The 10730-nt window shown below is 72.8% G+C and carries 13 protein-coding genes; 3 read left to right on the top strand and 10 right to left on the bottom strand.

The window, feature by feature from the left end; all coding sequences use genetic code 11:
- Window positions 1-299, bottom strand: a 299-nt coding sequence (locus tag VMV82_02420; protein HUY40405.1) for a low molecular weight phosphotyrosine protein phosphatase, incomplete at its 3' end; no start/stop codon positions are given.
- Window positions 300-353: 54 nt separating this feature from the next.
- On the opposite strand from VMV82_02420, the gene VMV82_02415 reads away from it, so the two are divergent.
- A complete protein-coding gene (locus VMV82_02415) occupies window positions 354-608 on the top strand; it encodes a DUF2277 family protein (protein ID HUY40404.1) in 255 nt (84 codons plus the stop codon).
- A 102-nt stretch (window positions 609-710) separates the two neighbouring features.
- Here the strand turns inward: VMV82_02415 and VMV82_02410 are convergent, their stop codons facing one another.
- Entirely contained in the window at window positions 711-1274 is a 564-nt protein-coding gene (locus VMV82_02410) for an inorganic diphosphatase (GenBank protein HUY40403.1), read from the bottom strand.
- 241 nt (window positions 1275-1515) lie between these two features.
- Here VMV82_02410 and VMV82_02405 point away from each other — a divergent pair, with 241 nt between their 5' ends.
- Both VMV82_02405 and VMV82_02400 read left to right on the top strand, forming a co-directional pair.
- Window positions 1516-3120, top strand: coding sequence for a CYTH and CHAD domain-containing protein (locus tag VMV82_02405; GenBank protein ID HUY40402.1), 1605 nt, complete (start codon window positions 1516-1518; stop codon window positions 3118-3120).
- A gap of 460 nt (window positions 3121-3580) precedes the next feature.
- Complete coding sequence (locus tag VMV82_02400) at window positions 3581-3964, top strand: hypothetical protein (GenBank protein ID HUY40401.1); 384 nt, start codon at window positions 3581-3583, stop codon at window positions 3962-3964.
- Window positions 3965-4277: 313 nt separating this feature from the next.
- On the opposite strand, the gene VMV82_02395 is transcribed toward VMV82_02400, so the two are convergent.
- Genes VMV82_02395 through VMV82_02360 form a run of 8 tightly spaced genes read right to left on the bottom strand, consistent with a single transcriptional unit; the run spans window position 4278 to window position 10728 of the window.
- Entirely contained in the window at window positions 4278-4736 is a 459-nt protein-coding gene (locus tag VMV82_02395) for a nitroreductase family deazaflavin-dependent oxidoreductase (GenBank protein HUY40400.1), read from the bottom strand.
- 26 nt (window positions 4737-4762) lie between these two features.
- Window positions 4763-5632, bottom strand: a complete 870-nt coding sequence (locus VMV82_02390; protein ID HUY40399.1) for a hypothetical protein — start codon at window positions 5630-5632, stop codon at window positions 4763-4765.
- A gap of 23 nt (window positions 5633-5655) precedes the next feature.
- Window positions 5656-6108, bottom strand: a complete 453-nt coding sequence (locus VMV82_02385) for a universal stress protein (protein HUY40398.1) — start codon at window positions 6106-6108, stop codon at window positions 5656-5658.
- On the bottom strand, window positions 6105-6749 hold the full coding sequence (locus tag VMV82_02380; GenBank protein ID HUY40397.1) for a V-type ATP synthase subunit D: 645 nt from the start codon (window positions 6747-6749) through the stop codon (window positions 6105-6107). The genes VMV82_02385 and VMV82_02380 overlap by 4 nt, the downstream gene beginning before the upstream one ends.
- Window positions 6742-8202, bottom strand: coding sequence for a V-type ATP synthase subunit B (locus tag VMV82_02375; protein HUY40396.1), 1461 nt, complete (start codon window positions 8200-8202; stop codon window positions 6742-6744). Before VMV82_02375 ends, VMV82_02380 begins: the two co-directional genes overlap by 8 nt.
- Window positions 8199-9926 (bottom strand): V-type ATP synthase subunit A, encoded by a 1728-nt coding sequence (locus tag VMV82_02370; GenBank protein HUY40395.1) that lies wholly within the window; start codon window positions 9924-9926, stop codon window positions 8199-8201. Before VMV82_02370 ends, VMV82_02375 begins: the two co-directional genes overlap by 4 nt.
- Entirely contained in the window at window positions 9923-10510 is a 588-nt protein-coding gene (locus VMV82_02365; protein HUY40394.1) for a hypothetical protein, read from the bottom strand. Before VMV82_02365 ends, VMV82_02370 begins: the two co-directional genes overlap by 4 nt.
- Window positions 10507-10728, bottom strand: coding sequence for a hypothetical protein (locus VMV82_02360; GenBank protein ID HUY40393.1), 222 nt, complete (start codon window positions 10726-10728; stop codon window positions 10507-10509). The genes VMV82_02365 and VMV82_02360 overlap by 4 nt, the downstream gene beginning before the upstream one ends.
- Window positions 10729-10730: the final 2 nt, after the last annotated feature.

Raw genomic sequence — 10730 nt, 5'->3', positions numbered from 1 at the left:
GAGCGGTCGGCGCACAGCACGAGGTCCGCGGCCACCACGTGCTCGGGCAGGAGTTGGCGGGCCCGGTGCCCGCCCGCGGGCCAGCCCCGACGGCGCAGCGCGCCCAGCGCGCCCGGATCGGCCAGTTCGCCCGCGTGGTAGTTCGCCGTCCCGAACGACTCGACCACCACCAGGCCCGAGAGCCCCGCCTGCTCCACCATCGCCCCGGCCACGACCGCCGCCATCGGCGACCGGCAGATGTTCCCCAGACAGACCATGGCCACCCGCACCGGGTCATTGTCGCAGGCGCCCGGCGGCACCGGGACGGGGTCGCACGCGCCCCGGCGGTACCGGCCCCGCGTAGTGTGACGCGCATGTGCCGGAACATCACGACCCTCCGGGGCCTCCAGCCCGAGGCGACCGCCGAGGAGATCGAGGCGGCCGCCCGCCAGTTCGTACGCAAGATCAGCGGCGTGCAGGCGGCGACCCGGGGCAACGCCGAACCACTCGAGCGGGCCGTCCGCCGGATCGCGGAGGCAACCGTCGACCTGCTGGCCGAGCTTCCGCCCCGCCGGCAACCACCGCCCACGCTCCCGCCGCTGCGTCGCGTCGCCTCCCGAGCGGGCTGACCCGATCGCCGCCCCCGGTGGCCGGCCGCCCGCCGGGGGAGCCGCCCCCGATCCGGCGCGCCGGGAGAGCGGACCGCATGGGACCGTCCCCGGCCTCGGACCTCAGGCCGGCACGTCCGGGTGCCCGCCGGAGGCGTCCGGCAGTTCGCGGTGATACCGCTCCTTGCACTCGTGCAGCTCCTGCAGCGCCTCCGCCTTGCCGTCGAAGCCCCCGATGTAGCTGGTCTTGCCCGGCTCGAGATCCTTGTAGATGGTGAAGAAGTGCTCGATCTCCGACAAGAGGTGGCCGGGCAGACCCCCGAGGTCGACGACGTGGTCCCAGTTCGGGTCGTGCTCGAGCACGCCGAGCAGTTTGGCGTCGGGTCCCTTCTCGTCGCGCATCCAGAAGACCCCGAGGGTCCTCATCCGCACCATGCAACCCGGGAACGTGGGATCGGCCAGCAGCACCATGGCATCGAGCGGATCGCCGTCGAGTGCCAGGGTCTCGGGGACGAACCCGTAGTCGGTCGGGTACGCGGTCGCGGTGAACAGCCGACGGTCCAGTCGGATGACATGAAGATCATGGTCGTACTCGTACTTGTTCCGGCCTCCGGCGGGGATCTCCACGATGATGTCGACGATCCCATCCGCCCCGTCGGCCCCAAGGTCGACCGTCCCGTCGGCCATTGCCCACCTCGCTCTCCTCCCGATAACGGGCTCGTGCGGACCTACGGCGACCCGTCCGGCGCACACGGGAGCGCCCGCGCCGCACGGCTCACGCCCTGAGCCTGCCACTCCGGAGGGGGCGCTCGCGGGGTGCGCCGACGAGACCGGGGTCCGAAAAGCAACTTTCGTTGCGTAGGGTGGGGCAGAGGCCGGACAGGCAGGACTCACCGGACCTCCAGATCGAGCAAAGGCGGCGGTCACTATGGCGATGGAATCGCTCGAGCGGGAGATCAAGCTCGGCGTGGATCTCCGCTTCCAGATGCCGGACCTCACCGCGGCGGCAACCGGACTGAAAGTGGTGCCGCGACCCGTCCTCCGCCTGGCGGCCACCTACTACGACACGCCCGATCTGCAGCTACTGCGGCGAGGTATCACCCTCCGGCGCCGCGAGGACCGGCTGGCCGGCAGCGAGAACCTCTGGACGCTCAAGTTGCCGGCGGGCACCCCGCATGCGCACCTGGCCCGGAACGAGCACTCGTGGTCGGGCGAGCTCCCCGAGATCCCCGAAGAGGCCCGGTTCCTCGTGCACGGCCTGGTGCGCCACTCGGACATCGTGATCGTGGCCAAGCTCCTGACCACCCGACGTCGGGCCGAAGTGGTCGACGGAGACGGTGAGCGCCTGGCGGAGGTGGACGACGACGTCGTCTCGGTCATGAGCGGGGTACGCCAGGGACTGCGCTTCCGCGAGATCGAGATCGAGCTGGGGGAGACGGGGGACGACATCGCCAGGTCCCTGGTGACGCTCTTGTGCGAGGCGGGGGCAACCCTGGGGGACAAGCTCCCGAAGCTCGACCGGGCGATGAGTCTGGGCCGGCGGCGCACCTTCGACGTCGACGAGGTGGGCCCGGACTCGTCGGTGGAGGACCTCCTCCGGTTCGAGATCGCCACCGGGGTGGACCGGTTGCTCGACCACGATCCCGGACTCCGGGTCGGGGGGAGCGACATCGAGTACGTCCACCAGGCGCGGGTGGCCACCCGGCGCCTCCGGTCGGATCTCAGGACCTTCGCCAAGCTCCTCGACCCGACGTGGACCATCCGGATCCGCGACGACCTGAAGTGGCTCGGGGCCGTCCTCGGGGCGGTACGCGACGCCGACGTGCTCGACGAGAACCTCACCCTGCAGGCGGCCGGGTCGGCTCCGAACGACGCCCCGGCCTTCGCCGCCCTGCACGCCGAGCTCCACCGGCAACGACAGCGAGCACGGTCCGACCTCCTCGGGGCGATCGAGACCGAGCGCTACTTCGATCTCCTCGACGACCTCGCCGCGGCAGTGGCCAACCCTCCGGTCCGGGCCCCCGCACCCGACCGGGCCGGACCATTGGGCGAGCAGGACGAGGAAGACGGAGATCGCGAGGAAGAAGGACGGGACGGTCCGCACCGGCCGGGAATCGAACCCTCCGCCCCGGCTGCCCTGGTCCTGCACGATCTCCTGAGGCGCCCGTGGCGCCAGCTCCGACAGGCCGTCCGTACGGCGGGGGCGCACCCGACCGATGAGCAACTGCACCGGATACGCATCCGATCCAAGCAGCTCCGCTATGCGGCCGAGGCCGCCGTCCCGGTCATGGGCACCCCCGCCCGGCGCCTGGGCGAACGGGCGAGCGAGCTCCAGACCGTGCTCGGTGATCTTCACGATGCCCTCGCCGCCGAAGCCTGGCTGCGCGACGCCGCCACGGCGGGGACCCCCTCGCAAGCCTTCGCCGCCGGTCAGCTCGTGGTTCGCGAGCAGCAGCGCCAGGTGGAGCTCCGCCACAACTGGCACCGGTCGTGGAAGGCGCTGGCGAAGCAGGCTCGTCGGACCCACCTCTGACAGCGGTTCGCCCGAGAACTACACGCGTGGCGTTCGTCGGCGCGCCGGCCGGTCCGGAAAGGCAGGTTCAGACCTCGTCGGCAAGTGACACGACTCGGGGGGTCCGTGGTCGGCGGCTGGCAAGGACCCCCGAAAGAAGTGGAAGGGGGCGTCCCGGGAGTGCCTGGCGGGGGCGAGGCCGCCAATTTCCCCGTCGGTCAGGCCATCTCGCCCTGGGGCTAAACCGCCGATAATGTACATTATGTAAAGTTGTAAGGAAGGCCTCGGATCGGGGGTGTCTTCGGGGCGTCGTCGATGCTCCCCTCCTGCGTCCCATGCGACCAGCCGCCGGAACCGATCTCGGTTTCAATGGAGGAGGGTGGCCACCCGGCGACCCGTCAGCTACCACGGGACGGCGTGCTTGCGGCGACTTCGACAGCTCCGGTCGAACGCGTCGATCATCGCGGCGGTTCTCGCTGGTGTGGTCCTTGCGGTCTTGGCGTCCTTCACCCGGCCGTTCACGTTGGCCGCCGACCTGGCGACCGGGGTCGTCCTCGCCGGAGTGTCGGCCCTCGCCCTGACGCTGGCCCTGCGGGGCCCGGCGGCCGCCGGCGGGACGGTCCGGCGGGACGGCGGTTCGGGCGGAGCCGGCGGTGCGGTCGACGCACGCGGCTGGCGCTGGTCGGGGCCGGTGGCCGCGCTGGTCGCCGCAGTCGGATGGGAGCTGTACTGCTACAGCGGTCAGCCACGATCCCACTTCCCCACCTTCAGCTCCCTGCTCGACATGCTCGACTCGTCCCGACCGGGCAAGGCCGTGGCGTTCGCCTTGTGGCTTGTGCTCGGATGGTTCGTGGCACGACCGTGACCGCTCGGGACGCCACGCTCCTCGGGTGGTGGCTGGTGGGCGGCGGCCTCGTGGCCTGCCAGCTCGTGGCGGCCGTCTCGAGGGGCCGGTTCCCCGGCGTCGGGGCTGTCCTCCGACGCCTCGGCACGAGCGGGACGGGGCGAGCCCTGCTGCTGCTGGGATGGGCGTGGCTCGGATGGCATGCCTTCGCCCGATGAGCATGCCGACCGTTTGTCGAGGCTCGCCGGGGAGGCCCGCTCCCCTGGTGAGGCCTGAGCCCTCCGGTCGTGCGGGCCGTCCCGGCGGCGTATCGCCGGAGCTGGGTCCGGCCGGACTACCCGGAATGGCCACCGTCCGACGCCACCGGCTCGAGGACGAAGACCGGGATCACCCGCTCGGTCTTCTGCTGGTAGTCCGCGTAGTCGGGGTATGCCGCCACCGCACGCTCCCACCAGACGGCCTTCTCGTCTCCGGTGACCTCTCGGGCAACCATGTCCTGCTTGACCGGGCCGTCCTGAAGCTCGACGCGGGGGTCGGCGACGAGGTTGAAGTACCAGACGGGGTGCTTGGGAGCACCGCCGAGCGAGGCAACCACCGCATAGCGGCCCTCGTGCACGACCCGCATGAGGGGGGTCTTGCGGATCTTGCCGGACTTGGCCCCGACCGTGGTGAGGACGATGACCGGCATCCCCCGCATGGTGGTGCCGTCGGTTCCCCCCGAGCTCTCGAAGAGATCGACCTGGTCGCGAACCCACTTCTGGGTGCTGGGCTCATAGGTTCCGGTGAGAGGCATCCGGTCAGTATGGCGCGCGTAGCCCGTCAGATCCGCTCGAACACCGCGGACGCTGCCGCGATGAGCCTTCCGACGCCCTCGTCGCGCAGCTCGGCCTCGACGACCACGGCGTCACCCCTCGCGCCGACCACCTCGGTGGTCGTCACGAAGGGCCCGATGGTGCCGCGCGCCGAGAACGTGACGTGCCAGTGGCGGAGCCGGAGCGCGTCGGTCCCTGCCGCGCCGACGGCGGCCTCCGTCGCCGCAGTCTCCAGGACGATCTGTGTCGGGCCGTGGTGGAGGGAGCCCGAGGTGGAGCCGATCCTGCCCGTCAGCTCGGGGATCTCCAACCCGCCGTCGGGCCGTCGGACCGCTCCGAAGGCCTGCCAGAGCGGCGGCAGCGACGGGGAGTCGGGCACGCCCGGTCCCGGGTCGACGTAGTGGTAGCCCTCGGGGGCGGGCGCCATCACCGCGCCGGCGTCCCGGCAGACCGCCAGGACCCGGTCGTGGTCGGACGCGTCGACCAGGCGGGCCCGGCTGAACAGCTGGGACCGGCCCTCGTGGAACATCTCCCCCACGCAGTAGACCTCGTCGACCCCGGCGCCGTCGTCGACGATCTCGAGGGCGATCTGCGTCGGCGCCGGAACGGCTATGGCGTCGTCGAGGATGCCGATCACGTCGGCCACCAGGATGGTCAGCGGCGCCGCCATCAGGCCATGCTCACCTCGGAGGTCCGACCGGAGGCGCAGGCTCCCGGTGGCGTGGTGGCGGTCCAGCGCGTGGGCGTGGGTGCCGAGGTACCGGTACGTCATGAGGCCGTCGGTACCGCCCATCACCGCTTCGAACTCGGCCCAGAAATCGCTGAGCTCGACACTCTGCAACGCCCGCACGCTCGCCATGATCCGAGCGTAGGTCACGGCAACCACCCTCGCACCCCCGGTCAGCTACCGGCCACCGGCGGCGGGACAACCAGGACCGGACACTGCGCGAACTCCAGCACGTGCTCGGTCTCGCTCCCCACGTAAGCGGACTGCACCCCCCGCCGATCCGATACGGCCATGACCACCAGGTCGGCCGGCCAGGACCGGGCTTCCTCGAGAATGCGGCGGAACGGAACCCCGCTGCGCACCATGGTCTCCACCGAAGCCGCCGGGACGCCTGCCGCCGCCATGTCCCGGCCGACCTGGGCCAGCACCCGTTCGGCGTCCCTGCGCATGCGTTCCTCCACCCCGGGTCCGGCAACGCTCGCCACCGCCTCCCCGATCAGGCTGTCCTCCACGACGGTCAGGACCCGCACACTGGCGTTCCAGCCGGCCGCCAGGCGCGCCGCCACCCGTGCTGCCCCGAGGCTCTCCCGGGAGTCGTCGACCGCCACCAGTACCCGGTCGATCATCGCCGGCCTCCCTTCCGACGGCCGCGCGCCGGCTGCCGACGTTGCGCCCAGCGGGTGACGACGCGCTCCTCCCGCTCGAGCTCGTCAAGGCGGAGCTGGAGTCGGCGCAGCGCCTCCTCGAGCGTCGGGACCCGATGCCGCTCGATCCCCCGCAGCCGCCGTTGCGTGGCACGGAGCTCGGCGGCGACCCGCCCGTGGGCCGCGTCGGTCACCGCGTGGGTGACGGCGGCTTCGAGCGCCCGCCGGTACGCGGCGGCGGCGGGACGCAGCGCCGCGTTCCCCGCCGCCAGCTCCGCCGGGGCCAGGGTGGGCAACGTGGTCCGGGGCTCGTCGGGATGGCGGACGCCCATGGTGTTCCGCCACGTCACCTCCACCTGCGCCCGAGCGGTCACGGTCCTGGCGGCGACGGCCAGGTCGGCCGCGCCACCCAGCTCGCCGCTGCGCATGTCCCAGCGCTCGGCCTCGCCACAGGTCGCCGCCCAGCGACGGGCCGTCTCGTCGCGGAGCAGCGCCAGCCTGCTCTCCTCGCGCCGCAACAGCTGCCGTTTGCGATCGAGCAATTCGACGCCCCGCCGGGCGGCGGCCAGGCGATCGACCAGCCACAGCCGACCCGCCCGACCCGGAGGGATGCGGTCAGGCACCGCCGGGCTCCTCCTCGCCGGGCTCTCGCCGCGGCGCCCCCGGACCCTTGGGTTCGTCGGTCCCGAGCTCGCCACCGGTGTAGTGGGCCTCGACCTCGGCGGCCGACACCATGGTCAGCTCGCGGCGCGGGAGCACCGACGCCGCCCGCCACGCCCGCTCCAGGGTGTCCTCCAGGGTGCGGAGCTCGTCAGGCCGCTGGTTCAGGAGCACGCTGCTGCACTCGTCGGCGAAGGCCAGGTACCGGCGGTCGGTCTCGGTCAGTGCCGCTGCACCGATGAGGTCGGCGAGGTCCCGAGCCTGGCGGGCCCGGGCCAGCGCGGCGATGATCTGGGCGGCGATGGCCGGATGGTCGGCCCGGGTCCGTCCTTCGCCGGTTCCCTTGCGCATCAGCCGGGACAGTGACCCCAGGACGTCCACCGGAGGGTAGACACCCTCGCCGTGGACAACCGGGGACAGGACCACCTGACCCTCGGTGATGTAGCCGGTGAGATCGGGGACCGGATGGGTGATGTCGCCCGCCGGCATGGTCAGGACCGGGACGAGCGTGACCGAGCCCGGGCGGTCGCGCCGTCGACCGCACCGCTCGTAAATGGAGGCGAGATCGCTGTAGAGGTAGCCGGGGTAGGCGCGCCGACCGGGGATCTCGCCGCGGGCGGCCGACACCTCGCGCACCGCCTCGCAGTAGCTCGTCATGTCGGCCAGGACGACGAGCACGTGCTGGCCGAGGTCGAAGGCGAGGTGCTCGGCCACGGTGAGCGCCACCCGCGGCGTGAGGATGCGCTGCACCACGGGATCGTCCGCGGTGTCGAGGAAAAGCGCCAGGTCTCCCGCCTCGCTGCGGGTCTCGAGCACATCCCGGATGGCGGCGGCGTCGGCGTGGGTGACGCCCATGGCCGCCACCACCACCTTGAACGGCTGGCCACCGGCGTGGGCCTGGGCGGCGATCTGGGCGGCCAGCTCGAAGTGAGGGAGCCCGGCCGAGGAGAAGACCGGGAGCTTCTGCCCCCGCACCAGGGTGGTCAGCGCGTCGATGGCGGAGATCCCGGTCAGGATCGGATCCCGTGGCACGTCCCGCACCGTCGGGTTCAACGGAGCGCCTGCCACCGGGCGGGTCTGCGGCCCGAGCATGGGCGGGCCGCCGTCGAGAGGGTCACCCATGCCGTTCCAGACCCGGCCCAGCCAGCCGTCGCCCACCGGGATCCCGAAGGGCTGGCCCACGAAGGCCACGATCACCTCGTCGGGGTCGATACCCGACGTCCCCTCGAGGACCTGCACCACCGCGAGGGCTCGATCCACCTCGAGGACGAGGCCGCGCCGGACCTCGCCCGAGGGCAGACGCACGGTGACGAACTCGTCCCAGCCCACGTTCCCGACGGCGTCGACCACCAGCAGTGGACCTTCGACGTCCCGGGCCCCCCGGTGCTCGACGGGGATCGGCAGCGGCTCGCTCATGCCGGTCCTCCCAGCCCGTCCAGCATCTCGAGGATCTCGTCGCGCCGGCGGGACACCCCCTGCGCGTCGGCGGGGCCCACCTCGTCGCGTACGCGGGTGACGCCCGAGAGGTCCAGCTCCTCGACCACCGAGGCCGGGAGGCCTCCGTCCACCTGGGCCAGGCACCGATCGTGGACGGCGAGGACCATCTCGAGCAACGCCGCCTGCTTGGCCGGGGCGCAATAGGCGTCGCGATCGCTGAGCGCGCTCTGCTGGAGCACCGCCTCCCGGAGCAGCCGGCCGGCGAGGAGCACCATGCGCTCACGCGCCGGGAGAGCCCCCAACCCGACCAGCTCCACCACCGACGACAGACGGTCGGCCTCGGCGAGGAGGGCCACGGCCCGCGCCCGATCACGGACCCAGCCGGGCCGGCCCGCCGAGGCGTGCCATGCACCGACCGGTTCGACGTCGCGCGAGAACGACCGGGCCCAGGTGATCGCCGGGTAGTGCCGGGCGTAGGCGAGGTCGCGGTCGAGGGACCACAGGCACCGGACGAAGCGCTCGGTATGGGCGGTGACCGGCTCGGTCATGTCCCCGCCGGGGGGCGACACCGCGCCGATCACCGTCACCGTTCCATGCTCCCCGCCGAGGGTGCGGAACCTCCCGGCGCGCTCGTAAAAGGCGGCGAGCGCAGAGGCCAGCCCGGCCGGATAGCCCTCCTCCGCCGGGAGCTCCCCGCTGCGCGAGGAGAATTCCCGCAGGGCCTCGGCCCAGCGCGACGTCGAGTCGGCGAGCAGGACGGTGTCGTACCCCATGTCCCGGTAGAGCTCGGCAACCGTGAGACCGGTGTAGATGCTCGCCTCCCGAGCCATGACCGGCATATTTGAGGTGTTGCCGATGGTCACCGTGCGCTCGAGCAGGCTCCGACCGGTGGACGGGTCGCTGATCTGCTCGAGGTCGGCGAGGGCGTCGGCCAGCTCGTTGCCCCGCTCCCCGCACCCCACGAACACGATGACGTCTGCATCGCACCATTTCAACAGCTGCTGCAGCAGCACGGTCTTGCCGGTGCCGAACCCGCCGGGGACGGCGACGGTGCCGCCCTTTGCCACAGGGAACAACAGGTCCACGACCCGCTGGCCGGTGAGCAGGGGGGCAGCCGTGTCCAGCCTGGCCGCCGAGGGTCGGGCGACGCGCACCGAGCACAATTCGGTGACGGAGATCTCCCTCCCGGCGACCACCGCCACGGGTTCCTCCTCGCCCACCTCGCCTTCGGCGGCGACCCACTCCGCCGTCCCCCAGACACCAACGGGGACCAGCACGCGATGCTCCGTACCGCCTGCCGTGGGCACCACCCCGGCCACCGTGCCGGGCGTGGCGGCGTCGCCGGCCCGCAACGAGGGGACGAAGTGCCACCGGACGTCTTCGGCGGCGACATCGAGCGAGCCCGGTGTCAACCAGGCCGACCGGCCGGTGAGAGGCCGGAGCAGCCCGTCGAAGACGCCGCCCAGCAACCCCGGTCCGAGCCGGGCCGACAGCGGACGGCCGAGCCCGACGACCGGGTCGCCGACCCGCACGCCACCCGTGTACTCGTAAGCCTGTGCCGTGACGAGGCCGGCCCGGACGGACACCACCTCCGCCGGGACGCGCCCGGTGCCGACGAGGACCACGTCCGCCATGGCCACGCGGTCCAAGCCTTCGACCTCGACCAGCGGGCCGTTCACCCGCGCGACGCGCCCGTCGGTCATGCCCACAAGCTCCGGACCTCGTCCGCCGCGTCGGCCAGCACGTGGTCGACGAGTGCGTCGGCGCGCACCACGGCCCGCTCGCCGCCCAGTTCGGCGACGGCGATCTCGCCGGGAGCCCTCCGGCCGGCTCCCCCACCTCGACCCACCCGGGCACCGGCCAACTCACCGAGACGGTCGGCGAGCCCCGCCAGCTCCGGCGTGGACCGTCGGCGGACCAGCCCGTCGACCGACCGCCTGCGGACGTCCTCGTAGGCACGGCGGCGGGCCGCCAGTACCAGTGCCTGCGCGTCGGCCCGGGCCCGGGTGAGGTCCCGGGCCGCGACGCGCTCGGCGGCGGCCTCCCCGTCCGCGCTCGCCTCGGCCAGGATCCGGTGCGCCTCGGCCTGCGCTCTCCCGAGGGTGTCGCGGGCCTCGTCGTCCGCGTCCTCGATCAGCGCCCGGGCCCGGCGCCGGGCGTCCTCGATCAGCGCGTCCCGCACCGCCGCCAGCGGCTCCGGCGCGTCCGACGACGACGACGGCCGGGACTTCGCCGGCCGGGACTTCGCCGGCCGGAACGACCGAAGGAGTCGCAGCGTGGGGGTCATCCCGGCATGACCACGGTCAGGACTTCGCCACGGTCCTCGACCGCTCCGCCCAGGGACGCGGCGGCCGCCGGGGTGAGCACGACCACGACCACGTCACCAGGAAGCGCCCGCCACGCGTCACGCACGGCGGCCGGGCCGTCGGCGACGACGACGCCCGCGCCCGCCAGAGCGAACCCGGCGACCCGCACCGCCTCGCCCAGGGCGACCACCTGGCCCATGC

Source organism: Candidatus Dormiibacterota bacterium (assembly GCA_035532035.1).
GTDB lineage: Bacteria > Vulcanimicrobiota > Vulcanimicrobiia > Vulcanimicrobiales > Vulcanimicrobiaceae > Tyrphobacter.
Note: the sequence above shows the minus strand (reverse complement) of the source record. Positions and strands in the feature narration are given on the sequence as shown.

Bases quoted from the DNA above. Each gene is read 5' to 3' on its own strand.
- VMV82_02415 (HUY40404.1), top strand. From the start codon at position 354: ATGTGCCGGAACATCACGACCCTCCGGGGCCTCCAGCCCGAGGCGACC.
- VMV82_02410 (HUY40403.1), bottom strand. From the start codon at position 1,274: ATGGCCGACGGGACGGTCGACCTTGGGGCCGACGGGGCGGATGGGATC.
- VMV82_02405 (HUY40402.1), top strand. From the start codon at position 1,516: ATGGCGATGGAATCGCTCGAGCGGGAGATCAAGCTCGGCGTGGATCTC.
- VMV82_02395 (HUY40400.1), bottom strand. From the start codon at position 4,736: ATGCCTCTCACCGGAACCTATGAGCCCAGCACCCAGAAGTGGGTTCGC.
- VMV82_02385 (HUY40398.1), bottom strand. From the start codon at position 6,108: ATGATCGACCGGGTACTGGTGGCGGTCGACGACTCCCGGGAGAGCCTC.
- VMV82_02375 (HUY40396.1), bottom strand. From the start codon at position 8,202: ATGAGCGAGCCGCTGCCGATCCCCGTCGAGCACCGGGGGGCCCGGGAC.
- VMV82_02370 (HUY40395.1), bottom strand. From the start codon at position 9,926: ATGACCGACGGGCGCGTCGCGCGGGTGAACGGCCCGCTGGTCGAGGTC.
- VMV82_02365 (HUY40394.1), bottom strand. From the start codon at position 10,510: ATGACCCCCACGCTGCGACTCCTTCGGTCGTTCCGGCCGGCGAAGTCC.
- VMV82_02360 (HUY40393.1), bottom strand. From the start codon at position 10,728: ATGGGCCAGGTGGTCGCCCTGGGCGAGGCGGTGCGGGTCGCCGGGTTC.